The sequence below is a fragment of the Mycolicibacterium llatzerense genome, from assembly GCF_000878195.1.
Lineage (GTDB): Bacteria > Actinomycetota > Actinomycetes > Mycobacteriales > Mycobacteriaceae > Mycobacterium > Mycobacterium llatzerense.
The window spans coordinates 1-24,281 of the sequence record NZ_JXST01000013.1 but is presented as its reverse complement, the minus strand read 5'-3'; the positions used below and the strand labels follow the sequence as shown (position 1 = coordinate 24,281).

27 protein-coding genes are annotated in these 24,281 nt (G+C 68.7%); 14 read left to right on the top strand and 13 right to left on the bottom strand.

What is annotated here, in order from left to right; genetic code table 11:
• Window positions 1-130: 130 nt before the first annotated feature.
• The 4 genes from TL10_RS10990 to TL10_RS10975 form a co-directional block, all read right to left on the bottom strand.
• Entirely contained in the window at window positions 131-1,567 is a 1,437-nt protein-coding gene (locus tag TL10_RS10990) for a GuaB1 family IMP dehydrogenase-related protein (RefSeq protein ID WP_043985681.1), read from the bottom strand.
• A 101-nt stretch (window positions 1,568-1,668) separates the two neighbouring features.
• Window positions 1,669-3,141, bottom strand: a complete 1,473-nt coding sequence (gene gndA / locus TL10_RS10985; RefSeq protein ID WP_043399898.1) for an NADP-dependent phosphogluconate dehydrogenase — start codon at window positions 3,139-3,141, stop codon at window positions 1,669-1,671.
• Window positions 3,142-3,245: 104 nt separating this feature from the next.
• A complete protein-coding gene (locus TL10_RS10980; RefSeq protein WP_043399900.1) occupies window positions 3,246-4,202 on the bottom strand; it encodes a M56 family metallopeptidase in 957 nt (318 codons plus the stop codon).
• Between the two features lie 14 nt (window positions 4,203-4,216).
• The gene (locus TL10_RS10975; protein WP_043399903.1) at window positions 4,217-4,633 is read right to left on the bottom strand and encodes a BlaI/MecI/CopY family transcriptional regulator; all 417 of its coding nucleotides are present in this window, start codon (window positions 4,631-4,633) and stop codon (window positions 4,217-4,219) included.
• Between the two features lie 210 nt (window positions 4,634-4,843).
• Between TL10_RS10975 and TL10_RS10970 the strand changes: the two genes are divergently transcribed.
• The 8 genes from TL10_RS10970 (at window position 4,844) to TL10_RS10935 (ending at window position 10,688) form a co-directional block, all read left to right on the top strand.
• On the top strand, window positions 4,844-5,614 hold the full coding sequence (locus TL10_RS10970) for a hypothetical protein (protein WP_043985751.1): 771 nt from the start codon (window positions 4,844-4,846) through the stop codon (window positions 5,612-5,614).
• A gap of 182 nt (window positions 5,615-5,796) precedes the next feature.
• Window positions 5,797-6,198: a PaaI family thioesterase gene (locus TL10_RS10965; RefSeq protein ID WP_043399905.1), complete on the top strand. Its 402-nt coding sequence runs from the start codon at window positions 5,797-5,799 to the stop codon at window positions 6,196-6,198.
• A 78-nt stretch (window positions 6,199-6,276) separates the two neighbouring features.
• Window positions 6,277-6,579, top strand: coding sequence for an urease subunit gamma (locus TL10_RS10960; RefSeq protein WP_043399908.1), 303 nt, complete (start codon window positions 6,277-6,279; stop codon window positions 6,577-6,579).
• A 44-nt stretch (window positions 6,580-6,623) separates the two neighbouring features.
• The gene (locus TL10_RS10955) at window positions 6,624-6,935 is read left to right on the top strand and encodes an urease subunit beta (protein ID WP_043399944.1); all 312 of its coding nucleotides are present in this window, start codon (window positions 6,624-6,626) and stop codon (window positions 6,933-6,935) included.
• A 31-nt stretch (window positions 6,936-6,966) separates the two neighbouring features.
• Entirely contained in the window at window positions 6,967-8,688 is a 1,722-nt protein-coding gene (locus TL10_RS10950) for an urease subunit alpha (RefSeq protein WP_043399911.1), read from the top strand.
• Window positions 8,688-9,323, top strand: coding sequence for an urease accessory protein UreF (locus tag TL10_RS10945; protein WP_043985680.1), 636 nt, complete (start codon window positions 8,688-8,690; stop codon window positions 9,321-9,323). The genes TL10_RS10950 and TL10_RS10945 overlap by 1 nt, the downstream gene beginning before the upstream one ends.
• A gap of 15 nt (window positions 9,324-9,338) precedes the next feature.
• A complete protein-coding gene (ureG, locus tag TL10_RS10940; RefSeq protein WP_043985679.1) occupies window positions 9,339-10,025 on the top strand; it encodes an urease accessory protein UreG in 687 nt (228 codons plus the stop codon).
• A 3-nt stretch (window positions 10,026-10,028) separates the two neighbouring features.
• On the top strand, window positions 10,029-10,688 hold the full coding sequence (locus TL10_RS10935; protein WP_043985678.1) for an urease accessory protein UreD: 660 nt from the start codon (window positions 10,029-10,031) through the stop codon (window positions 10,686-10,688).
• 6 nt (window positions 10,689-10,694) lie between these two features.
• On the opposite strand, the gene TL10_RS10930 is transcribed toward TL10_RS10935, so the two are convergent.
• The 3 genes from TL10_RS10930 to TL10_RS10920 form a co-directional block, all read right to left on the bottom strand.
• Window positions 10,695-12,101: a type II NADH:quinone oxidoreductase Ndh gene (locus tag TL10_RS10930; protein WP_043400964.1), complete on the bottom strand. Its 1,407-nt coding sequence runs from the start codon at window positions 12,099-12,101 to the stop codon at window positions 10,695-10,697.
• A gap of 96 nt (window positions 12,102-12,197) precedes the next feature.
• Complete coding sequence (locus tag TL10_RS10925) at window positions 12,198-13,127, bottom strand: LLM class F420-dependent oxidoreductase (protein ID WP_043985677.1); 930 nt, start codon at window positions 13,125-13,127, stop codon at window positions 12,198-12,200.
• An 88-nt stretch (window positions 13,128-13,215) separates the two neighbouring features.
• Window positions 13,216-13,887, bottom strand: a complete 672-nt coding sequence (locus tag TL10_RS10920) for an SDR family oxidoreductase (RefSeq protein ID WP_043400960.1) — start codon at window positions 13,885-13,887, stop codon at window positions 13,216-13,218.
• A gap of 109 nt (window positions 13,888-13,996) precedes the next feature.
• On the opposite strand from TL10_RS10920, the gene modA reads away from it, so the two are divergent.
• The 4 genes from modA (at window position 13,997) to TL10_RS10900 (ending at window position 17,812) form a co-directional block, all read left to right on the top strand.
• Complete coding sequence (gene modA, locus TL10_RS10915; protein ID WP_043985676.1) at window positions 13,997-14,770, top strand: molybdate ABC transporter substrate-binding protein; 774 nt, start codon at window positions 13,997-13,999, stop codon at window positions 14,768-14,770.
• The gene (locus TL10_RS10910) at window positions 14,767-15,570 is read left to right on the top strand and encodes an ABC transporter permease (protein ID WP_043985675.1); all 804 of its coding nucleotides are present in this window, start codon (window positions 14,767-14,769) and stop codon (window positions 15,568-15,570) included. Before modA ends, TL10_RS10910 begins: the two co-directional genes overlap by 4 nt.
• Entirely contained in the window at window positions 15,567-16,655 is a 1,089-nt protein-coding gene (locus TL10_RS10905; protein WP_043985674.1) for a sulfate/molybdate ABC transporter ATP-binding protein, read from the top strand. Before TL10_RS10910 ends, TL10_RS10905 begins: the two co-directional genes overlap by 4 nt.
• A gap of 167 nt (window positions 16,656-16,822) precedes the next feature.
• On the top strand, window positions 16,823-17,812 hold the full coding sequence (locus TL10_RS10900) for an APA family fibronectin-binding glycoprotein (RefSeq protein WP_043985673.1): 990 nt from the start codon (window positions 16,823-16,825) through the stop codon (window positions 17,810-17,812).
• 63 nt (window positions 17,813-17,875) lie between these two features.
• On the opposite strand, the gene TL10_RS10895 is transcribed toward TL10_RS10900, so the two are convergent.
• Together TL10_RS10895 and TL10_RS10890 are read right to left on the bottom strand one after the other, a co-directional pair.
• The gene (locus TL10_RS10895; RefSeq protein ID WP_051955195.1) at window positions 17,876-18,148 is read right to left on the bottom strand and encodes a GlsB/YeaQ/YmgE family stress response membrane protein; all 273 of its coding nucleotides are present in this window, start codon (window positions 18,146-18,148) and stop codon (window positions 17,876-17,878) included.
• A 109-nt stretch (window positions 18,149-18,257) separates the two neighbouring features.
• On the bottom strand, window positions 18,258-19,016 hold the full coding sequence (locus TL10_RS10890; protein ID WP_043400947.1) for a CPBP family intramembrane glutamic endopeptidase: 759 nt from the start codon (window positions 19,014-19,016) through the stop codon (window positions 18,258-18,260).
• A 120-nt stretch (window positions 19,017-19,136) separates the two neighbouring features.
• Here TL10_RS10890 and TL10_RS10885 point away from each other — a divergent pair, with 120 nt between their 5' ends.
• Both TL10_RS10885 and TL10_RS10880 read left to right on the top strand, forming a co-directional pair.
• Window positions 19,137-20,603 (top strand): aldehyde dehydrogenase, encoded by a 1,467-nt coding sequence (locus TL10_RS10885; protein WP_043985672.1) that lies wholly within the window; start codon window positions 19,137-19,139, stop codon window positions 20,601-20,603.
• Window positions 20,593-22,065, top strand: coding sequence for an acetyl-CoA acetyltransferase (locus TL10_RS10880; protein WP_043985671.1), 1,473 nt, complete (start codon window positions 20,593-20,595; stop codon window positions 22,063-22,065). Before TL10_RS10885 ends, TL10_RS10880 begins: the two co-directional genes overlap by 11 nt.
• Before the next feature lie 12 nt (window positions 22,066-22,077).
• Here TL10_RS10880 and TL10_RS30125 read toward each other — a convergent pair whose 3' ends face one another.
• From TL10_RS30125 to TL10_RS10865, 4 genes are read right to left on the bottom strand one after another with little or no spacing between them, the layout of a single operon-like run.
• Window positions 22,078-22,269, bottom strand: coding sequence for an Ada metal-binding domain-containing protein (locus TL10_RS30125; protein WP_082067927.1), 192 nt, complete (start codon window positions 22,267-22,269; stop codon window positions 22,078-22,080).
• Entirely contained in the window at window positions 22,270-22,980 is a 711-nt protein-coding gene (locus TL10_RS10875) for a 2OG-Fe(II) oxygenase (protein WP_043985670.1), read from the bottom strand.
• On the bottom strand, window positions 22,977-23,591 hold the full coding sequence (locus TL10_RS10870) for a methylated-DNA--[protein]-cysteine S-methyltransferase (protein ID WP_043985669.1): 615 nt from the start codon (window positions 23,589-23,591) through the stop codon (window positions 22,977-22,979). The genes TL10_RS10875 and TL10_RS10870 overlap by 4 nt, the downstream gene beginning before the upstream one ends.
• Window positions 23,588-24,133, bottom strand: a complete 546-nt coding sequence (locus tag TL10_RS10865) for an RNA polymerase sigma factor (RefSeq protein WP_043985668.1) — start codon at window positions 24,131-24,133, stop codon at window positions 23,588-23,590. Before TL10_RS10865 ends, TL10_RS10870 begins: the two co-directional genes overlap by 4 nt.
• Window positions 24,134-24,281: the final 148 nt, after the last annotated feature.

The following is a 24,281-nucleotide window of genomic DNA, read 5'->3' as shown; positions in this document are numbered from 1 at the left end:
GCGGTCGACGCCCCAACGGGTGCCTGCGGCACGTGCTCCCTTTCGCTGAATCGACATCGACGGCCGACCGACGCCTAGTGCAATCGTCGGCCGTATGGCAATGGTAGCTGGTCGGCCCCCTCGGACCTGCTCACCAACCGGTGGGCAGCGGGTGTCCTTCGGCGAATCCGGCGGCTGATTGCACCCCGAGCACCACTTTTTCGTGCAGCTCGGCGAGGTTTGCCGCACCGACGTACGTGCAGGTGCTGCGGACGCCGGAGGTGATGTGATCGAGCAGGTCTTCGACCCCGCCCCGGACGGGGTCCAGCTCCATCTTCGAGGACGAGATGCCTTCCTCGAACAAGGCCTTGCGGGCCCGGTCGAACGCACCGTCACCGGCCGTGCGGGCGGCCACCGCACGCTTGGAGGCCATGCCGAAGCTCTCCTTGTAGACGCGACCCTCGCGGTCGGTCAGCAGGTCGCCGGGCGACTCGTACGTGCCGGCGAACCAGGAGCCGATCATCACGTTCGACGCCCCCGCGGCCAGGGCCAGTGCCACGTCGCGCGGGTGCCGGACACCGCCGTCGGCCCACACGTGGCCGCCGAGTTCCCTTGCCGCCGAAGAACATTCGACGACGGCGGAGAACTGTGGCCGCCCCACCCCGGTCATCATCCGGGTGGTGCACATGGCGCCGGGGCCGACGCCCACCTTGACGATGGACGCGCCCGCGTTGATCAGGTCCCGGGTACCGGCGGCGGAGACCACGTTGCCTGCGGCCAGCGGCAGGCCGAGGTCGAGTGCGGCCACCGCGCTCAACGCCTCGAGCATCTTGGACTGGTGCCCGTGCGCGGTGTCGACGACCAGGACGTCCACGCCCGCCTCGGCCAGCGCACGGGCCTTGGCGGCGACGTCACCGTTGATCCCGACGGCGGCTGCGATCCGGAGCCGGCCCTGCGCGTCGACGGCGGGGGTGTAGATGCCCGCGCGGATGGCCCCGGTGCGGGTCAGCACACCGGCCAACGAACCGTCGGCGTTGGTCAGCACGGCCACGCCCGTCGGGGAGTGCTCCAGCAGGTCGAACACCTTGCGCGGTTCGGTGCCCGCGGGCGCGGAGACGAAATCGGTGGTGGCCACGTCGCGGACGCGCGCGAACCGGTCGACGCCTGCGCAGGCGGCCTCGGTGACCAGGCCGAGCGGACGTCCGTCCGCCAGGACCACCGCGGCGCCGTGGGCGCGCTTGTGCAGCAGGGCGAGGGCGTCCGAGACCGAGTCGTCGGGGGCGAGCACGACCGGGGTGTCGACCACCAGGTCGCGGCTCTTGACGAAGTCGACGGTGCCCCGGACCACGTCGATGGGCAGGTCCTGCGGCAGCACCACGATGCCGCCGCGGCGGGCGATGGTCTCGGCCATCCGGCGGCCGGCGACCGCGGTCATGTTGGCGACGACGATCGGGATGGTGGTGCCCGTGCCGTCGATGGTGGCCAGGTCGACGTCGAAGCGGGAGATCAGTGCTGAGCGCCCCGGCACGACGAAGACGTCGTTGTAGGTCAGGTCGTACGGAGGCTGGTGGCCGTCGAGAAACTGCACACCTTCAGCCTAGTGGCCTCGCCTGACAATGCCGAGCAGACATGAAACTGTCCCTCTTCCGGGGAAAAGGGACAGTTTCACGTCTGCTCGCGAGCGAAAAGCTACGCCTCGACCTCGGTCCGGTCGCCGCTCCACAGGGTGTGGAACTTCTTGCCTTCCGGCGCGTCGGTGCGGCCGTAGGTGTGGGCACCGAAGAAGTCGCGCAGGCCCTGCGTCAGTGCCGCGGGCAGCCGCTCGGTGCGCAGTGCGTCGTAGTAGGACAGCGACGAGGCGAAGCCCGGGATCGGGATGCCCAGCTCGGTGGCCGTCACCACGACGCGGCGCCAGCTGTCGATGGCCGACTCGACCGCGGTGCGGAAGTACGGCGCGGCCAACAGGGTGGCGAGTTCGGGCTCGGCGTCGAACGCGTCCTTGATCCGGTTCAGGAACTTGGCGCGGATGATGCAGCCGCCGCGCCAGATGGTGGCCAGATCGCCGGGCTTGACGTCCCAGCCGTACTCGGCGCTGCCGGCCTCGATCTGGTTGAAGCCCTGCGCGTACGCGACGATCTTCGACGCGTACAGCGCCTGGCGCACGTCCTCGACGAACTTCGTGGCGTCGCTGGGCTTCTCGCCGAGCTGGCCCGAGGCCATGCCCACGGTGGCCCGCCGCTGCGGCACCGAGCCCGACAGGGCGCGGGCGAACACCGCTTCGGCGATGCCGGTGATGGGGATGCCGAGGTCCAGCGCGGACTTGACGGTCCAGCGGCCGGTGCCCTTCTGCTCGGCCTCGTCGACGATGACGTCGACCAGCGGCTTGCCGGTCTTGGCGTCGACCTGGCGCAGCACCTCGGCGGTGATCTCGACCAGGTAGCTGTCCAGGTCGCCCTTGTTCCACTCGGCGAACACGTCGGCGATCTGCCCCGCCGTCATGCCCAGGCCGTCACGCAGCAGCTGGTAGGCCTCGCCGATGAGCTGCATGTCGGAGTACTCGATGCCGTTGTGCACCATCTTGACGAAGTGGCCTGCGCCGTCAGGGCCGATGTGCGTGCAGCAGGGCACGCCGTCGACGTGGGCGGAGATCTCCTCGAGCAGTGGGCCCAGGCTCTTGTAGGACTCGGCCGGCCCGCCCGGCATGATCGACGGGCCGTTCAGCGCGCCTTCTTCGCCGCCGGAGATGCCCGCGCCGACGAAGTGCAGGCCGCGCTCGCGGATGGCCTTCTCGCGGCGGATGGTGTCGGTGTACAGCGCGTTGCCGCCGTCGATGATGATGTCGCCGGGCTCCATGGCGTCGGCGAGTTCGTTGATGACGGCGTCGGTCGGGTCGCCGGCCTTGACCATGATCAGCACGCGGCGCGGCTTCTCCAGCGCATCCAGGAATTCGGCGATGGTCTCGCTGCGGACGAACTTGCCCTCGGCGCCGTGTTCGGCGATCAGCGCGTCGGTCTTGGCGACGGAGCGGTTGTGCAGCGCGACGGTGTAGCCGTGGCTGGCGAAGTTACGGGCGATGTTGGAGCCCATGACAGCCAGGCCGGTGACGCCGATCTGGGCAGTGGCGGTGGTTGCGGACGGTTCCGGGTTTCCCGACGAGCTCACGGCTGGCCCTTTCGTTGTTTGGTTGTGGCGCACAGTCTTTCGGACCGGCGCGAGGCCGGTGCGGCGTCATCCGCCACCGATGCTGATGGTGCCAGTCGCAAAGTCTACGAGAAGAACAACCGGTGCAATTCAGTGAGCCAGGGCACAGCCACCGCGACGGTCGGAACGACCAGGACGGAGGCGGCGGCCAAGTAGGCGGCCGCGGCCAGCCAGGAGCTGTTGGGTTCGCCGGCCAAGCGCTGCACGCGCAGGATCGTGGTCGGCCCGCCGGCGGCGAGGGCGCCCTTGGGAGCTCGTCCGGACGCGCAGGCCACCAAGGCGCGGGCCAGCGGGGTTGGGCCGGTGGCCCGGACGGCGGCGTCGTCGGCGAGCAGTTCGATCAGCAGGCGGACCGCATCGAGGGCGCTGGCGCTCCGGACGAAGCGGGGGAAGGCGGCGTGGACGGCGATGAACATCTCGAGCACCAGGTCGTGCCGGGCGCGCAGGTGTGCGTGTTCGTGGCTGAGGATGGCGGCGATCTCGCTGTCGTGCAGGTGCTTGAGGGCACCTTCGCTGAGCACCACACGACTGCGGACGCCGGGCAGACAGTAGGCGAGTGGCTGCTGGACGTCGAGAATGCGCAGGCCGTGGCCGATCAGGTGGCGGGCCTGGGGGGCGGGTGCGGTGTCCCGCGAACAGTCGAGCAGGTCGACGATCATGCGGTGGTGTGCGCGCCGGCGTCGCGTCGCGATGGCGACCTGGATGAAGGCGATTACCAGTCGGCCGCCGACGACGAGGGTCAGCGCGAAGACCGCGACGTGCGTGAGCCACACCGGCCAGCCCATGACGCTGATCTCGCTGGTCGCGGTGGTCGTCGGGCGGCCGTCAGGACCTGGCGCGAAAAGCCTGCTGGCGACGGCGATGCCGGCGCTGAAGGCGGACAGCACGGCGGCGATGGCAATCGACTGCCACAGCACGATCGCGGCCCGGGGGGCCCGCTGCGGCCACGATGCGCGCGCCAGCAAGGCGGGTACCGGCCCGACCAGCAGTAGCGCAACGAGAGTGAAGGCCAGGGCGGACACGCGCTAAGTGTCTCTCAGTCGGTGCCGGAAATGCCAGTCGCCGGTGGGATTCGGTGCTTGGCTTCCAGCTCATCGAGGGCCCGCCGCAGCGCGTCGGCCTCGTCGACCCCGACGCGTTCGACGAAATGAACCAGTGCCGCGACCCGGCTGCCGGAGTCGGAGGCCTGGTCAAGTGCGTCGACCATGAGTCCGGCGACCAGTTCGTCGCGGCCGTGGGTCGGTGCGTAGCGGTGCGCGCGGTCATCGCGATGCTGGACGACCAGATTCTTCTTCGCCAGACGCTGGAGCACCGTCATGATCGTGGTGTAGGCCAGGTCCCGGCGCGTCGCGAGGGCTTCATGCACCTGGCGGACGGTTTGCGGCTCGCGGGAGGACCAGAGGTGATCCATCACCTCGCGTTCCAACTCGCCCAGCCGCGTCATTTTCGCCATGTCCTATTTCACTCTTTCGGCAGTGTTTCCAGGGTACTACGCATTTACTACCGTGCGTCGTATCCATTTCGCATGTCCTCCCCAACGTCCCGGTTGAACGTTGTGGTTCCCGGTCAGGGCTGTTTTTCGCTGCTTGTGAGTCCTGTCACAGCCGTTTACATCTCGCGGGTCGTCACTATAGTAAGGCTAACCTAACTTAAGGATGTGTTCATGCCCTCCGCTGTGACTGACCCCTTGATCGCCACGATGGACATCCGCCGGATGCTTCCGTTGCACGAGTCGAGTCGCCGGCTGCGCGAGTTGTGCCCGAGTGATCCCAGGGTCTACGGCGTTGCGGTGATGGACGACATCTCCCGTCGTCGGTGGTGGCCGCTCGCCGAGGCCGTGACGGGCGACCGGCTCCAGGCGATGTTCGATACCGCGGTGCTGGAAACCGGCAGTGAATCGGTCGCCGCCCAGCAGGTGGCCGCCATGCTCACGCACGTCGTCATCGGCCGCGTGGTGCCACTGCTGGTGCTGGAGGGGCGGGCCTGGGACCCCGGGCTGGAGAACCTGTGGGTTCACATCGACTCGGAGGGTGGCATCGACTGGGTCGGCGTCGCGGACCCGACGCTGCGGGTGCTGCCCGGTGATCCGGTATTCGGCGGGCGGGGAGTGTGGGCGACCCGGCCGATCGCTGACGGGATCGTCGGCTTCCCGGGCGAGGAGGCGCTGGCGACCTGGTTGGCGCATCGGTGCCACCGTGCGCTGCAACCGCTGTTCGCGAAGCTCTTCGAGGTCAGTGGCGGTGTCATGACGGTGCCGCAGATGTGGCACATCGTGGGCTCTGCCGTGGTGGGTTCGGCGACCCGGGTTCCGCTGTTGGCCGGCGTCAGCGACGTCGACGGCATGCGTCGGGCCCAGGCGGTGCTGGACACGCTCGTCGGGTTCGGTGCCCCGGTGCGCGGACTCGATCGGATGAACCTGGCAAGGGCTTGCTAATTAGGCAAGCCTTGCCTATTATTCGGGAGTCGAGAAACTAACGGACCGCGCCGGAATCCTGAGGGCTGCAGTGATTCCCGGTCCACTCGAAGAGCAGGCCCCGCACCATCGGTGCGGGGCCTGCTCGCCTTTGTGGCGGGTGCGGCGACCGCCGTCGGCTGCGCTCGTGTAGACAGCTATTCGTGACGACATCTGTGCCCGCGGACCTCGGCAAGGGCTTCGACGCCGAAATCGGACTGACCTATCTGGAGGTCACCGCGGACGGCGCACGCGCTCAACTGAAGATCACCGACAAGCTGCTACAGCCCTGGGGAATCGTGCACGGCGGCATCCACTGCGCCGTCGTCGAAAGCGTCGCCAGTGTCTCCGGCCACGTCTGGCTCGCCGAGCACGGTGGCGGCACGGTCGTCGGCGTCAACAACAACACCGACTTCCTGCGCGCGCTCAAGACCGGAACGGTCACCGCCACCTCGACGCCGATCCACCGGGGCCGCCGCCAGCAGCTGTGGCTGGTCACGATCACCGATGAGGACGATCGGATGGTCGCGCGGGGCCAGGTGCGGCTCCAGAATCTCGAGGGCTGAGCCTTCGGGTGCGCCTGAGGGGCTGAAAGCTCCGGCCCGACATGCCGTTCCCGGCGTGCCGTGGCAATATCGCCCCTTATGCGTTTGACGCCGCATGAGCAAGAACGCCTGCTGATTTCGTACGCCGCCGAACTGGCCCGTCGACGACAGGCCAGAGGGTTGCGCCTGAATCACCCCGAGGCGGTGGCGGTGATCACCGATCACCTGCTGGAAGGTGCCCGGGATGGGCGGACGGTCGCGGAGCTGATGGTCAGCGGCCGGGACGTCCTGAGCCGCGACGACGTCATGGACGGGGTTCCCGAGATGCTGCCCGACGTCCAGGTCGAGGCCACCTTCCCGGACGGCACCAAACTGGTCACCGTCCACCACCCGATTGCCTGAGGACGGCGACGATGACGGACCGGACGAGTACCGAGGGCGTGACGCTGATTCCCGGTGAAATCCTTTATGGCGACGGCGATATCGCCTTCAATGCGGGTGCCGAGCGGCTGATCCTCGACGTGGTCAACGTCGGTGACCGGCCCGTGCAGGTCGGCAGCCACGTGCATTTCCCGCAGGCCAACTCGGCGTTGGACTTCGACCGCGCAGCGGCGCACGGACACCGGCTCGACGTGCCGGCGGGTACCGCCGTCAGGTTCGAACCCGGTGTCGCCCAGCGGGTTTCACTGGTTCCGCTGGGCGGGACGCGGGAAGTGTATGGGCTGTCGCTCGATGCGCCCGGAAAGCTGGATTTGTGATGAGCGCTTGCGCGAAGAACCGAGGGCACGGATGAGTTCACTGTCCCGCGCCCGGTATGCGGCGCTGTTCGGGCCGACGACGGGCGATCGGATCCGACTGGCGGACACCGATCTGCTGATCGAGATCACCGAGGACCGCAGCGGCGGCCCGGGACTGTCCGGTGACGAGGCGGTCTTCGGTGGTGGCAAGGTGCTGCGCGAGTCCATGGGGCAGGCTCGGGCGACCCGCGCCGACGGTGCCCCGGACACCGTGATCACCGGCGCGATCATCATCGACTACTGGGGAATCATCAAGGCCGACATCGGGATTCGCGACGGCCGCATCGTCGCGATCGGCAAGGCCGGCAACCCCGACATCATGTCCGGGGTGCACCCCGACCTGGTGGTGGGCCCGTCCACCGAGATCATCGCCGGCAACGGGCGAATCCTCACCGCGGGCGGCATCGACTGTCACGTCCATTTCATCTGTCCGCAGATCCTCGAAGAGGCGATCGGCGGCGGCATCACCACGATGATCGGTGGCGGCACCGGGCCCGCCGAGGGCAGCAAGGCCACCACCGTCACGCCCGGCGCCTGGCACCTGGGACGCATGCTGCAGGCCCTCGACGGCTGGCCGATGAACATCCTGTTGCTCGGCAAGGGCAACACCATCAACCCCGACTCGATGTGGGAGCAATTGCGCGGCGGCGCAGCCGGTTTCAAATTGCACGAGGACTGGGGCACGACCCCGGCCGCCATCGACGCCTGTCTGCGGGTGGCTGAGGAGGCCGACGTGCAGGTGGCGCTGCACTCGGACACCCTCAACGAGATGGGGTTCGTCGAGGACACCCTGGCGGCCATCGCCGGCCGGGCCATCCACGCGTACCACACCGAGGGCGCCGGCGGCGGCCATGCGCCCGACATCATCACCGTCGCCAGCCATCCGAACGTGATGCCCAGTTCGACCAACCCGACGCGGCCCCACACCGTCAACACCCTCGACGAACACCTCGACATGCTGATGGTGTGCCATCACCTCAACGCTGCCGTGCCCGAGGATTTGGCGTTCGCGGAGAGCCGGATTCGGCCGTCGACCATCGCCGCCGAGGATCTGCTGCACGACATCGGCGCCATTTCGATGATCGGCAGCGACAGCCAGGCCATGGGACGCATCGGTGAGGTGGTGCTGCGGACCTGGCAGACCGCGCACGTGATGAAGAAGCGCCGCGGCCCGCTGCCCGGCGACGGTCCGGCGGACAACAACCGGGTTCGCCGATACGTGGCCAAGTACACCATCTGCCCGGCCGTGACCCACGGTATCGACCACGAACTCGGTTCGGTGGAGGTCGGCAAGCTCGCCGATCTGGTGCTCTGGGAGCCGGCGTTCTTCGGTGTCCGTCCGCACCTGGTGCTCAAAGGCGGCGCGATCGCCTGGGCGGCGATGGGGGATGCGAACGCCTCGATCCCGACGCCGCAACCCGTCCTGCCGCGCCCGATGTTCGGAGCGCATCCCTCGGTGGCGGCCGGGCTGTCGGTGCATTTCGTCTCACCCACCGCCATCGAGGACGACCTGGCAGCACGACTGGGCTTGCGGCGCAGGCTCGTTCCGGTCAAGAACGTCCGGGGCCGGGGCAAGGCGGACCTGCCACTCAACGACGCCATGCCGGACATCCGCGTCGACCCGGACACTTTCACCGTCCGCATCGACGGCGAGGTCTGGCAGGAACAGCCCGCCGCGGAGTTGCCGATGGCGCAGAGATACTTCCTGTTCTGATGGATGGCGGCCTGGCCACGCTGCTCACTCTGGCGGATTCGCGGTTGCCGACCGGTGGGCACGTGCACTCCGGTGGCGTCGAAGAGGCGGTCACCAGTGGCCTGGTGGCCGACGTGGTGACGCTGCGGGCGTACCTACGCCGGCGTATCCGCACGCACGGGCTGGTCACCGCGTCCATCGCGGCGGCGGTCCACAGCGGGCTCGACCCGGTGGCCGCCGACCGCGAAACCGACGCGCGCACACCGGCGCCCGCGGCCCGGCTGGCATCCCGGGCGCAGGGACGGGGACTGCTGCGGTTGGCGCGCCGCGTCTGGCCCGAAACGGATTGGCAGCCGCTCGGCACCCGGCCGCACCTCGCGGTGGCGTCCGGTGTGGTCGGCCGCGTCAGCGGCCTCGCCCCCGAACAGACCTGTGCCACAGTCGTTTACACCACGATGACCGGCTCCGCGACGGCCGCGCAGCGGCTGCTGGCGCTGGACCCCGCCGACGTGGCCGCACTGACCTTCGAGCTGTCGGGGCTGTGTGACAGCACCGCCGCCGAAGCGGCGAAAGGCCTTGCCGACCTGTCCGATCCACTGCTCGACGTCCTGGCGCAACGGCACGCCGGCCGCGACCGTCCCCTGTTCGCTTCCTGACCCGAAAGGTCCGCCATGCCACCACATTTCCTCGACGGTCAGCCACACCATCACCACGACAGGCCCAAACGCGAACGGCAGCCCGGTGAGCCGCTGCGCATCGGCGTCGGCGGCCCCGTCGGCTCCGGCAAGACGGCGTTGGTCGCAGCGCTATGCCGGCAATTGCGCGACGAACTGTCCCTGGCGGTGCTGACCAACGACATCTACACCACCGAGGACGCGGACTTCCTGCGCCGGCACGCCGTACTGCCCGACGGGCGGATCGCCGCGGTGCAGACCGGCGGTTGCCCGCACACCGCGATCCGCGACGACATCACCGCGAACCTCGACGCCATCGACGATCTCATCGAGACCAACGACAAACTCGACCTCATCCTGGTCGAGTCCGGGGGAGACAACCTGACCGCGACATTCTCCTCGGGCCTGGTCGATGTGCAGATCTTCGTCGTCGACGTGGCCGGTGGCGACAAGGTGCCGCGCAAGGGCGGCCCCGGCGTCACGTTCTCGGATCTGCTGGTGGTCAACAAGACCGACCTCGCGCCGATGGTGGGCGCCGACCTGGACGTCATGCGCCGTGACGCCGCGCAGGTCCGTGGTGAGCGCCCCACGGTGCTGATCTCGCTGACCGACGATCCGACGGCTTCGGCGGTGCAGGCCTGGGTCCGCGACCAACTGGCCGGCGCGGGAGTCACGAACGCCTGAGCCATGCACACCCAGGTTCTGATCGTCGCGGCCCCCGGCCGCGGCCCGCGCATCGAGTGCGTCGGCGGGGTTGCCGCGCGCCGCACCGCCCCCGACACCGTCCACTTGGTGTCCACGGCGGCAACGCCGTTGGGCGGCGACACCATCGATGTGCGCGTCATCGTGGCGGCCGGTGCCCGGCTGCGGGTGCGCAGCGTCGCCGCGATGATGGTGCTGCCCGGTGCCGCGACGACGCGGTCACGCTCGAGCTGGGATCTCGAGGTTGCCGGGGAACTCGATCTCGACCCGGAGCCGACGGTCATCGCGGGCGGCAGCAGCCACCAGGCGACGACGCGGTTGCAGATAGCCGACGAAGGCCGGGTGCGGCTGCGCGAGCGGGTGCAGGTCGGGCGGTCCGGCGAGCAGCACGGCTTCTGGGAGGGGGCACTGAATGTCGACTGTGATGCCCTGCCCGTGGTGCGACACCGCGTCGAACTCGGTGCCGGTGCGGTCAGCGACGACGAGATCGCCGCACCACGCGCTTATGTCAGCGAATTTCTTTACCCCGAAAGCGATTTCGGCGTGATTCGTAACGCCGAGCGATACGAATCACGCCGAGATCAGGTGGTCATGGCCCTGGCCGACGGTGGTTGCCTGTCGGCCTGGCAGGGCCCGCGCCTTTAGTCCGGATCAGGACGCCGACGCGACGGTCTCCGGGTCGACCGTGGCCTGGACGATTTCCTCGAGTTCTCCGATCCTGGTGCGGGCGTAGGCCTGCTGCTCGGTGATGGTCAGCTGACCGCGCTGGCGGCTCATGAACGTCACCGTCCACGACAGCAGCGTGGCGATCTTGGTCTTGAAGCCCACCAGGTAGATCAGGTGCAGCCCGAGCCAGGCCAGCCACGCGATGAAGCCGCCGAATTCGAGCTTGGACTTCCCGCCGAGCGGGATCTGGGCGACGGCGTTCCACTTCGAGACGGTGGCCATCGAGCCCTTGTCGAAGTACGAGAACGGTTCGCGCGGCTTGGGTTTGGTGCCGTGCGCGCGGGCCTTGGCCTCGTTCTTGAGGATCGAGGCGACGTGGTTGCCGCCCTGGATCGCGCCCTGTGCCATACCCGGTACGCCGTCGACGAAGGCCATGTCGCCGACGACGAACACGTTGGGGTGGCCGGGGATCGACAGATCCGGGTTCACCTTGACGCGGCCGGCGCGGTCGATCTCGGTCTCCGACTGGTTGACCAGATCGCGGCCGAGCGGGCTGGCCTGCACACCGGCAGACCACACCTTGCACGCCGACTCGATCCGCCGGATGGTGCCGTCCTTGTCCTTGACGGTCAGGCCGTTGCGGTCGACGTCGGTGACCATGGCGTTGAGCTGAATCTCCACGCCCATCTTCTCGAGCCGGTTCTTGGCCTTCAGGCCCAGCTTCTCGCCCATGGGCGGCAGCACCGCCGGGGCGGCGTCGAGCAGGATGACCTTGGCCTCGGTCGGGTCGATGTGCCGGAAGCTGCCCTTGAGCGTCTGGTCCGACAGTTCCTGAATCTGGCCGGCCATCTCCACGCCGGTCGGGCCGGCGCCGACGACCACGAAGGTCAGCAGCTTCTTGCGCCGTTCCGGGTCGCTGGACCGCTCGGCCTGCTCGAACGCACCCAGGATGCGGCCGCGCAGCTCCAGCGCGTCGTCGATGGTCTTCATGCCCGGCGCCCACTCGGCGAAGTGGTCATTGCCGAAGTAGGACTGCCCGGCGCCCGCGGCGATGATCAGGCTGTCGTACGGCGTGCTGTACGTGTGTCCCAGCAGGATCGAGTCGACGGTCTGGTTCACCAGGTCGATGTGCGTCACATCGCCGAGCAGCACCTGCGCGTTCTTCTGCTTGCGCAGGATCAGCCGCGTGGGCGGGGCGATCTCACCTTCGGAGATGATGCCCGTGGCCACCTGGTACAGCAGCGGCTGGAACAGGTGGTGGGTGGTACGGGCGATCAGTTTGACGTCGACATCAGCGTGCTTGAGGGCTTTGGCGCTGGTCAGCCCGCCGAAGCCGGAACCGATGATGACGACCTTGTGGCGATCCGTTGCCGTAGCTCCGGGGTGGACCATGTTGAGGGGCTCCTCGACCTACTACACGACTGTTTACACCCACAGGCTAGTCGTAGCTGAATCGATCAATGCAGTGAGATGCCCCACCGGCGGCGGTCAGCCGCCGATCGCCGAGTGCAGCGCGGCTCCGAGCGCCTTGATGACGCCCGGCACGTAGCCCGTCACCTGGGTCGGGATGTTGATGATGACGCCGCCGACACCGACGTCGAAGACCTTGGCCTTCAGCTGTTCGGCGACGCTTTCGGCGCTGCCGGCGACCGTGTTCTGGCGGTTGGCTTCCGGGATCAGGTCAGAAGTCGCCCGATCGTCCACGAGCGCGGTGAGCAGCATGCTGGTTTCGAGGGTGGCCGGGTCGCGGTCGATCTTCTCGCAGGCGCCGCGGACGACGCCCAGCTTGTGGGGCAACTCGTCGAAGCCGCCGATGATGTTGAGGTGGTCGAAGTGACGTGCCGCCAGCGGGATGGTCTTCTTCTCGCCGCGGCCGCCGATCAACAGCGGAATGTGGTCGCGGAACCGAGGATTGGCCATGGCCTCGACCGTGCGGTAGTACTCGCCGGTGAACGTCGGCCGCTCGCCCTTGAGCATCGGCAGCACGATCTGCAGGGACTCATTCAGGCGGTTGAACCGGTCGGTGAACGTGCCGAAATCGTAGCCGAGCTGGTCGTGCTCGAGTTCGAACCAACCGGTGCCGATGCCGAGGATCGCGCGGCCCTGGCTCATCACGTCGAGCGTGGTGATCGCCTTGGCCAGCAGCGTCGGGTTCCGGTAGGTGTTGCCTGTGACCATGGTGCCGAGCTGCACCTTCTGGGTCGCGGTCGCCAGGCCGCCGAGAGCGGTGTAGGCCTCCAGCATCGGCTGATCGGGGGTGCCGATCATCGGCAGTTGGTAGAAGTGGTCCATCACGAAGACGGAGTCGAAGCCGGCTGCCTCGGCTTCCTGCGCCTGGGCGATGACGGTCGGGTACAGCTCGCCGACGCCGGTGCCGTAGGAGAAGTTGGGGATCTGGAGAGCGAATCGAATCGTCACGATTCGACCCTAGCCACCAACCACGCTGTTGCGTCCCGGTTTTCGCCGGGCGCGAAGCCCGGACGAAACGGGAATAAAACCGGCTGGGTCAGGCGAAGGTGGCCAGGGCCCCGGCGCTCACGTGCAGCGTCTCGCCGGTGATGTGGCGGGCGGCCGGCGTGGTGAGGAACAACGCGAGCTTGGTCAGCTCGGAGCCGACGGTCGCATCGCCCGCATCGATGCCGTCATAGCCCGATTCGGAGCCGCGGCCGGCGGCGACGACGTTGATCGTGATGCCGCGGATGCCGAAGTGCTCGGCCTGGCCGGCGGTCCAGCTCGACACGGCGGCCTTGATGGCGGCGTCGGCGGTGCCCTCCTTGGGGCATTCCGGCACGACGGTGACGATGGCACCGCCCGAACGCATCTGGTCGCCGAGGATCTGGACGGTCAACACCGCCGACAGCAGCGAGGAATCGAGGGTGTTGCGCCACACGGTGGCGCGTTCGGCCAGCGTGTAGGTGCGCGGGTCGCCGGCGGACCAGACCGGGGCCGGGACGTTCACGATGGTGTCGAGATGCTGCGGCAGCTTGTCGCGCATCTGCTCGAGGGCGGCGCCGTCGGTGTTGTCCAGGACGATCGAATCGACTTCGAGTTCCTTGGCGGCCACTTCGAGCTCGTCACGGCGGGCGCCGGCGATGACGACGTTGTGCCCGGCGTCGCGGAATCCTTGGGCGATGACGCGGCCGAGGTCGGTATCGCCTCCGGTGACCAGAACGTCCATGACAGGGCCTCCTCGTGTGCAACGCTGAACGCGGTTGACGCCATGTTACTGGACAGTAGCTAGCTGGCGAAACTCGCCACGCGGGGGAAACGGCCCTAGGGTTTTGCGAATGTGGCTCATGCGCAAGTTGATGCGTGTTCTGGCGGTGTTGACCCTGCTCGGTGCAGTGAGCGCGGTCGCGGCGTGTGACTCGGGCTCCAAGAAGTCGGGTCCCGTGGTCAACGTGTACGCGGCGGCCTCTCTGAAGGGCGCGTTCACCGCCATCGCTGACCAGTACCAGAAGGACAACCCCGGGGCGGACGTCCAGTTCAACTTCGCGGGCTCGTCCTCGCTGGTCGAGCAGCTGACGCAGGGCGCGAAGGCCGACGTGTTCGCCTCCGCCGACGCCAACAACATGACCAAGGCAGCCAAGGCCGGGTTGCTCACCGCCACGCCGGTGAACTTCGCCTCCAACACGCTCGTCATCGTGACGGCGCCCGGTAATCCGAAGCAGCTCAACAACTTCGGCGATCTGGCCCGGCCCGGACTGAACGTCGTCGTGTGTGCCGCCCAGGTGCCGTGCGGCTCGGCCACGCGCAAGGTCGAGAAAATCGCCGGCGTGGAGTTCAAGCCCGTCAGCGAGGAAACCTCGGTCACCGACGTGCTCAACAAGGTCACCAGCGGCCAGGCCGACGCCGGCGTTGTCTACCAGACCGACGCGCAGGCGGCCGGTGCCAAGGTCGCCAAGGTCGACTTCCCGCAGGCGGCGTCGGCGGTGAACATCTATCCGATCGCGGTGTTGAAGTCCTCGGCGGACACGGCGGCCGCGCAGCGGTTCGTCGAACTGGTCACGGGTGACGTGGGGCGTCAGACCCTGGCGAAGTTCGGATTCGCGAAGCCTTGAACCCCGGACTGCCGCGCTGGATTTATGTCCCGGCGGCACTGGGAGCGCTGTTCGTCGTACTGCCGCTGATCGCGGTCGCGGCGAAGGTCGACTGGTCGCGGTTCCTCGACCTGATCAGCAGCGAGTCGTCGGTGACCGCGTTGGTTCTCAGCCTCAAGACCGCGGCCGCCAGCACTGTGCTCTGTGTGGTGCTGGGTGTGCCGATGGCCCTGGTCCTGGCCCGCAGCGGCTCCCGGGTGGTGCGCTGGACCCGTCCGCTGATCCTGTTGCCGCTGGTCCTGCCACCGGTCGTCGGCGGTATCGCGCTGCTGTATGCCTTCGGCCGGCTGGGCTTGATCGGCAGGTACCTGGATGCGGCGGGTGTGCACATCGCGTTCTCGACGACGGCGGTCGTACTGGCGCAGACATTCGTCTCGCTGCCGTTCCTGGTGATCGCGCTGGAAGGCGCGGCCCGCACGGCCGGGTCGCAGTATGAAGCGGTCGCAGCCACGTTGGGCGCCCGCCCGACCACGGTGTGGCGCCGGGTCACGTTGCCGATGCTGGCGCCCGGCCTGGTGTCGGGCTCGGTGTTGGCGTTCGCGCGCTCGCTGGGAGAGTTCGGCGCGACGCTGACGTTCGCCGGTTCCCGCGAAGGGGTGACGCGGACGCTGCCGCTGGAGATCTATCTGCAACGCGAGGCTGACGCCGACGCGGCAGTGGCGTTGTCGCTGGTGCTGGTCGTGGTCGCGGCCGTCGTGGTGCTCGGGATGGGTGGCGCCCGGTTCGGTCGCGGCCCGTTCGAGGCGGAGAGCCGGCAGTGACGGGCGGGCTCTCGGTGCACGCGGTGGTCGACGCACGCGGCGTCGATGTGGAGTTCGACGTCGCCGCCGGTGAGGTGGTGGCGGTCATCGGGCCCAACGGCGCGGGCAAATCCAGTGTGCTGCATGTGATCGCCGGCCTGCTGCGGCCGGACGCGGGCACCGTGCGGGTGGGAGAACACCGGCTCACCGATGGCGCGACGGGCCTGCACATCGCGGTGCACAACCGGCGGGTTGGACTGCTGCTGCAGGACCCGGCGCTGTTCCCGCACCTGACGGTCGCGGGCAACGTGGCATTCGGACCGCGCGCTCGGCACCACCCTCGTCGGGGCCTGCGCACCGAAGCGCGGCGGACGGCGGAGCGCTGGCTGAGCGAGGTCGGCGCCGCTGATCTGGCTGATCGGCGGCCGGGGCAGCTGTCCGGTGGTCAGGCGCAGCGGGTTGCGCTGGCTCGCGCGCTGGCGGCCGAACCCGACGTATTGCTGCTGGATGAGCCGCTGTCCGGACTCGACGTCGCGGCCGCCTCGGCGATGCGCCGGCTGCTGCGCGGCGTGCTGAGTGCGGGCGGTCGGAGTTCGGTGTTGGTCAGCCACGATCTGCTCGACGTTGTCACCCTGGCCGACCGGGTGGTGGTCATCGAGAGCGGGCGCATCGTCGAATCGGGCACCGTCGCGGACGTGCTGACTGCGCCGCGGACGGTGTTCGGGGCGCGCTTCGCGGGCGTGAATCTGGTCAGCGGGCGCGCCGGCACCGACGGCGGTTCGGTGCTGGCCGCGGGACAGACCTGGCGCGGTACCTATGGGCCGGACGTCACACCCGGTGATCCGGCCATCGCCGTGTTCGCTCCGGCCGCGGTGTCGGTAGGCCGGGGGATGCCCGTGGGGGACGTCAACGTCGTCGCGGTCGGCGTCGCGGAACTCGATCACCGGGGACCCGTCATCCGGGTGCGCGCCGAGGCGACCGACGACAGCAGTGGGGGCCTCGCGGCCGACATCAGTGCCGAAACGGCGGCCGGTCTACGGCTGGTCCCGGGGGAGCAGGTGTACTTCAGCGTCCACCCGCGCGACGTGGCGATTCGGCCCGCGTGACGGCACGCCCGGCCCGTCCCGGGCCTGGCCGCGGCACTCCGATGCCCCAGCAACCGAGCGATATCGCCGTGTTCTGTCGAGATACCGCATGTGAGCTAACGAACCCGGGAGAGAAATAGCCGCAACTCGCACTTGCGTCACGCCGGTAACACTGTATTTTCGTCCCCATGCGACACCCGGATGCGCGGACAACTGCCCGCAAACGACTTCCGAAATCCCTGACTGCTGCTGTGGCAGGTGCGGCGGCCGCGGCCATCGCCCTGCCGAGCGCGATCTCGTACGCCGATCCGGTGCCGCCGCCTCCCGCGCCCGCCCCGGCGCCCGCTCCGGCACCTGCTCCTGAACCGGCACCGCCCGTCGAGCCGGCCCCGCCCGCACCCGACCCGGCCGCACCCGCGGGCGACCCCGGTGCACCGCCACCGGCGCCCGCTCCTGCCGCGCCCGGCGCCCCGGCAGCGCCCGCCGCCCCCGGAGCCACTAAGGACGGTGCACCGGCGCCCGCTCCCGAGCCCGGCCGTGTCAACAACGACGCCGGTGGCTTCAGCTACGTCGTGCCGCAGGGCTGGAAGATCGCCGACGCGACGCAGCTGTCGTACGGTCAGGCGCTGCTGACCCGGGTTCCGGCCGCAGGCGCGGAGCAGGCTCCGAGCGACACCAGCGTCCTGCTGGGCCGGCTGGACCTGAAGCTGTTCGCCGGCGCCGAGTCCGACAACGGCAAGGCCGCCAACCGGTTGGCCTCGGACATGGGTGAGTTCTTCATGCCGTTCCCGGGTACCCGCGTCGGCCAGGAGACCACCGCGCTCACCGCCGGGAACCTGCCGGGTGCGGCCTCGTTCTACGAGGTGAAGTTCACCGACACCGGTAAGCCGAACGGCCAGATCTGGGCGGGCGTCGTCGGCAACCCGCCGCCGGACGCCACCATCCGCAGCCAGCGCAACCCGCAGCGGTGGTTCGTCGTGTGGCTGGGTTCGGGCAACCACCCGGTCGACAAGGCCGCCGCGGTGACGCTGGCCCAGTCGATCCGCCCGTGGAACCCGCCGCCTCCGCCGCCGACCGACCCGAACGCTCCGCCGAAGCCCGCTGATCCGGCCCACCCGATGGTCGGCGTGCCGGTGCCGGTGACGAACGCCCCGCCCGAGATGGCCCCCGCGGGGTAGCAGCCGAAAAATTGAGGACCGTGCCCGGTTGGGCACGGTCCTCAATTCATTTCTGCGCGAGCGCTAGGTCGAACTCTTCGATTTCACGAAGCGGTAGATCAACACCAGGATCACCGCGCCGACCAGGGCACCCCAGAACGAGTGGGCGATGGGCGGACGGAAATCGAGCTTGTGCGGCGCGTAGACGATGCTGCTCAACGTGCCGCCGACGTAACCACCGGCGACGCCAAGCACACACGTGAGAATCCAGCCCATGTCGTCTTTCCCGGGCACGACGAACCGGGCAATGGCTCCGACGATGAGGCCGAGAAGTAGCAACCAGACGATATGCATCATTGCCATGACCTTTCGTGACATTGACAAATACCTCTCGAGGCTAGCCCGACGCAACGAGCCACAACGAGGTCTGAACCGCAGCGATCTGGTGACGGTTCGGGGTGCGGTCCTAGCTGAAGTGCCAGACCGCGGCGGCGGCGAGCGCGCCCATGCCGTTCAGCGACCAGTGCAGGGCGATCGGGGCGAGCAGGCTGCCGGACCGGCGTCGTAGCCAGGTGAAGACGAATCCCGCGGCAGCCGTGGCGACGACTGCCATGGTCACGCCGGCGACCATCCCGACCACCCCGCCGCCGAACACCCGGGTGAATCCGACGTTGCTGCTGGTCAGGCCCAGTGAGGTGGCGATGTGCCAGAGTCCGAACAGCAGCGAACCGGCGGCGGCGACGCCGCGGAAGCCCCAGGCCCGGTCGAGCGTGCCGTGCAGGACGCCGCGGAACGCGAGCTCCTCGGGAATGACGGTCTGCAGCGGGATCACGATCATCGAGGCCAGCAACGCCCCGGAAATGGTCGCGTAGTGGTTGTTCAGGAACATCGGCCGAGTCCAGGGCAGGAGCACACCTGCGGCGATCACCGATCCGACGAGCAGGATCGCGCCGAGCGCGTAGCGCATGCCGGTCCGCCAGTGGGCGCGGCCGAGTCCGAGCTCGGTCCAGCCGAGGCCCCGTTTGCGCACCAGGGCGACCAATCCGAGTGCCGCGAGCGGCACGACGACGATGTTCGCCCAGGGGGTCGTGAAATGGGCCAGCAGGTTGGTCGCGACCAGGACGGCCACCACCACGGCCACGTCGATGTAGACGCGCGGATGCCGCACGGCTGCTGAGCCGGTCGGTAGGCATGGTGCAGCGGCGGCTGCCGAGGCGTCGATCATCTGTGGCGAGTGTACCGATAGAGGGCAAAGGGCCAGGTCACGCTGGTTGGCGGCGACCCGCTAACGTGTGGTTGTGGAGCCGCTCACAGGGTCCGCCGTCACCGCCGAAGGAGTGCCCGGATGTCCGTGATCGACGACAGCGCAAGGATTTTCGTCGGCGGGCAGTTCCGCCCGGCCACGGCCTCGACCCCGGTGCTGGAAGCCGCGACCGGGACGCTGCTCGGTATGGGCGCCGCGGCAGGCCCGGACGAGGTCGACGCGGCCGTCGCGGCGGCGGGAGCGGCGCTGGCGGGATGGAGTGCGACGCCGCCAGCCGAGCGCGCGGCCGTGCTGAACCGGCTGGCCGACGAGCTGCTGGCCCGTTCGGTCTCGACCAACGAACTGTGTACGCGCGAGAACGGCATGCCGATCCGGTTGTCCCGCGGCGCGAACGGCCGCTTCCCCGCCGCACTGCTGCAGTACTACGCCGGCCTCATCACCGGGACCCCGGCGGAAGAGATTCGTCCGGCGGCCATCGGACACACCATCGTGCGCCGCGAACCGGTGGGCGTGGTCGGGGCGATCGTGCCGTGGAACTACCCGCAGGCGCTGGCCGCCTTCAAGTTGGCGCCGGCGCTGGCGGCCGGCTGCACCGTGGTGCTCAAGGCCTCACCCGAGACGGCGCTGGATGCCTTGGTGTTCGCCGAGGCTGCGCAGGCGGCGGGCCTACCGGCCGGCGTGCTGAATGTCATCGCGGGCGGGCCCGACACCGGCGCGCGTCTGGTCTCCCATCCCGGCGTCGACAAGGTGTCCTTCACCGGATCGACCGCCGTCGGTCGGCGGATCGCCGAGGCCTGCGGGCGCCTCCTGCGGCCGGTCACCCTGGAACTGGGCGGCAAGTCGGCCGCCGTCGTTCTCGAGGACGCTGATCTGGACACGACGATCAACGGGCTGAAGTCGGCGGCGTTCGTCAACAACGGCCAGACGTGCCACCTGAATTCGCGGATTCTGGTACCGCGATCCCGGTATGACGACATGGTCGACGCACTGGCCGCGCTGGCGTCCGGGCTGAATGTCGGTGACCCGCTGGAGAAGTCGACGGACGTCGGCCCGCTGGTGAGCGCCCGTCAACGGGACCGGGTGCTCGGCTACATCGAAGCCGGAAAGGCGGATGGCGCCAAAATCGTTGCCGGCGGCGGTATTCCGGCCGATCAACCCGACGGCTGGTTCGTCTCGCCGACGGTGTTCATCGACGTGGACAATGCCTCCCGCCTCGCGCAGGAGGAGATCTTCGGCCCGGTCCTCGCGGTGATTCCCTATGAGACCGAGCAGCAGGCCGTCGCGCTCGCCAACGACAGCGAGTACGGCCTGGGCGGGACGGTGTGGTCGGCCGATGCCGAACGCGCCACCGACATCGCCCGCGCCATCCGCAGCGGGACGGTCGGCGTCAACGACTACCAATTGGACATGGCTGCGCCGTTCGGTGGGGTGAAAGCCAGTGGCCTGGGCCGCGAACTCGGCCCCGAGGGGCTGGCCGCCTACCAGAGCATCAAATCGATCTACCGCGTCGGACCCGCATCCGGAGAGGAATCCCTCAGTGTCCTTTGATCCCCGAACCCCGGTGCTGGTCGGCTACGGCCAGGTGAACCAGTACGACGAGAACCCGGGTGGCGAGCCGGTCGACCTCATGGAAGCCGCGGCGCGGGAGGCGGCCGATGCCCGCGTCCTCGAGTCGGTCGATGCGGTGCGCATCGTCAACGTGTTCTCGCTGCGGTACCGGGACCCGGGTCTGCTGCTGGCGCAGCGGATCGGCGCACCCGATGCCGTCACCCGCTACACCCCGGTCGGCGGCAATGTGCCCCAGTCGTTGGTCAACCAGGCCTGCCTGGACATCCAGCAGGGCCGCAACGACGTGGTGTTGATCGCCGGCGGCGAAACCTGGCGTACCCGAACGCGTTTGAAGGCGCGCGGTGAGCGTCTGGCCGGCACGCAGCAGGACGAGTCAGTGCCGATGGCACCCAGCGACCCAGACGTGGACATGGTGGGGCCGGCCGAGCTGCGCATCGGTCTGGTGGCGCCGTCGCACGTGTACCCGATGTTCGAGCAGGCTCTGCGGATCGCCGCGGGGGAGACGCCGGAGGAGCACCGGCAACGGATCGGCGAGCTGTGGTCGCGGTTCAGCCAAGTGGCACAGGGTAATTCGCACGCGTGGAGCCGAGATGCCGTGCCTGCCGATCAGATCTGGCAGCCGGGTCCGGACAATCGGATGATCAGCTGGCCGTACACCAAGCTGATGAACTCCAACAACATGGTCGACCAGGGCGCGGCGCTGATCCTCACCTCGGTGGGCAAAGCGGAAGAGCTGCAGATTCCCAGGGACCGTTGGGTTTTCCCGTATGCGGGTACCGATGCCCACGATCCATACGTGCTGGGTGAGCGGGGCAGTTTTTCCGAGTCGCCATCCATCCGGATTGCGGGCCGCCGGGTGCTGGAACTGACCGGCCTCGGCATCGATGACATCGACGCGGTCGACGTGTACTCGTGCTTCCCGTCTGCGGTGCAGGTGGCGGCGCGGGAATTGGGCCTTGGCCTGGTTGACCCGCAGCGGCCGCTGACCGTGACCGGAGGCCTGACGTTCGCCGGCGGGCCGTGGAACAACTACGTCTCGCATTCGATCGCAACCATGGCCGAACGGTTGGCCGCCAATCCCGGCCAGGTGGGCCTGATCACCGCCAACGGCGGATACCTGACCAAACACAGCTTCGGTGTCTACGGCACGCGGCCGCCGACACATGAATTCCGTTGGGAAGACGTGCAATCCGAGGTCGATGCCGAACCTACGGTAGTGGCCGAAAATGAGTGGTCGGGCACCGGCACGGTAGAGGCCTGGACGACGCCGGTGACCCGCGAGGGCGCACCCGAGAAGATCTTCGTCGCCGTCTGCACGCCCAGCGGTAGCCGGGCGCTTGCGGTGATCACGGATCCGTCGCAGGCCGAGGCCAGCACCCGCGAGGATCTCGCGGGTGCCAAGGTCACCGTCAAGCCGGACGGCACCGCCGGGCTGGAGTGAAGCGCCCGCGTCTCATCGCGCTGCCTTCCACCGCCGGTAGTCCTCGGGTAGGCACACCGCGCACGGGCGGTATCCCGCTGTGACGGCGACGTTTTCGTCTGCGAAGAAGACTCGCTGAGTGACGTAGCCGCCGGCGGCGATGGCCCGTAGCGCTGACGGACAGTCCAGGCGGCCGTAGAGCTTGTTGCGCCGATGCCCGCCCAGTCATGCGGCGTCGTGGAAGATCAGGCCGAGGGTCATGCGGGACCCGGAGCGCAGCGTGGACACGCCATGACGGACGGGCCCGACGGCCCACCCGCGTTTGGACGGTACCGGCCGCTCGCGGGTGGTGATCACCAGCCCATGCCCGAACGGGATGGAGATGGCCGAGCCACGAGACTGCGCGCGCGGCCGCTGCTCGTAGAGCAGGAATTCCCCACCGGTGTAATCGACCTCGGGCCGCGTCAGATTGATGACGACCTGGAGCGGAAAGACCAAGTCCCCGTACAGGTCCTGGTGCAAGGCGCACCAGCCACCGGCGCCGTACTTGAGCAGCAGTGCGGTGGTTCTGGTCTGCCCTGCTCGGTGGCAGGTATCGAGCCAGTCATCGAAACTCTCGGGCCAGGGCGGATCGCGACGCAATCGCGTCCACCAGTCTCGCGCGATGGGCAGCAGCCGCGGATAGAGCGCGTATTTGAGCTCGGTGACGATCTCGGGGTACGGCCGGTGGAAGTAGCGGTACTGGCCTTCGCCGAACCGGTAGCGGGCCATGTCGATGGTCGAGCGGAAGCGGGTTGCATCAGGGTAGATCGTGGCCAGCTCGGCGGCCTCGGCCGGCGTGACGAGCGGTCCGGTCAACGCACCACCGACGGTCTCGAGTTCCGTGCGCACGGCCTCCCAATCGGTGGCCGCGACGCGCTGCTGCCAGATGCTCATGCCGCGGCCTCCAAGTCCAGCAGCAGGCGTTTGGCCTCGGGGCCGCCGAGATAGCCGCCCATCGCTCCGTCGCTGCGGACCACCCGGTGGCACGGAACCACCACAGGCAGTGGATTTTTCGCGCATGCGGTGCCCACCGCCCGTACTGCTTTGGGGCTACCGGCCAGCACGGCGACGTCGGCGTAGCTGGCCGTCCGTCCATAGCCGATCTCGGGCAGGTGGTGCAGAACCGCAGCGCGGAACCCAGCGGCCAGCCGCCAATCCAGCGGTACGTCGAAGGTACGTCGGGCCCGGCCGAAGTACTCGTCGAGTTCGCGGGCAACCGCGTCGAGCCGTGCCGGTGCCAGCAGGATGCGGGGGCTCACCTTGTCGGCCAGCTGCTGCAGCACGGCGTCGTGGTCCTCGCGGGCGTAGGCGACGCGGATCAGGCCTTGGTCGGTGGCCGCCAGGAGCAGCGGTCCGACCGGGCTGTCGACGGTGCGGTAGGCGACGTCGAGGACGCCGTCCCGCGCTGCCGCGGCGGCCAGCCGGCTGTGCAGGTCGGCCAGTCTGTCGGGTCCGGGTGCGGTGATGCGCGCCAGGTCGCCGGCGATGGTTCTGCCGTTGTTCATTTCTGGCTCCTTCCTGCGCTTGTCTGCGGCGCGGTGACCTCGACGAGTTCGCCGAGGTAGGTGCGTCGTAGTGTCGCGATGCCGTCGCTGGCGGCGCGGCGGGCGGCCGCGGCGGTGCCGCCGAGGATCTCGGCGATCTCGTTGTAAGGCAGGCCTGCGAGGTAGTGGTAGGCCACGGCGTGTTTCTGTTTGGGCGGTAGCTGGTCGACCGCAGCGGCCAGGTCGTCGAACTCGCGAGCGTCCTCCCGACTCGATGGCTCGGGCACGACGTCGGTCGGAACCGGCTGGCGGGTACGGATTCTCGTGATGTCGATGGCTTTGTGGTGCGCGACGGTGACCAGCCAGGCCTCGACGTTCGCGTCCGCCGGCAGATCTGGGTAGGCCTTCATGGCAGCCAGGAACGTCTCCGACCAGGCGTCGTCGGCGTCGTGTGCACCCACGATGGCGCAACAGACCCGAAAGACCGTGCGGCCGTGGTTTCGGACCACGGTCTCGAATGGCTCTTTGGCTTTCACACCCTGTAGACGCTCCGACTCCGGCATTTGTGAGGTCGATCCTCACCGATTTTCCGATGGTAGGTGTCCGTCGGTGGGGGCCGGCCTGATCCGGGTGTGGTGTCGCGGGTGGTCCCGTCTAGTTCGTCGACGGTGTGGCTGGTGGCTGGAACGGTTGGTACCACCACCATTGGGC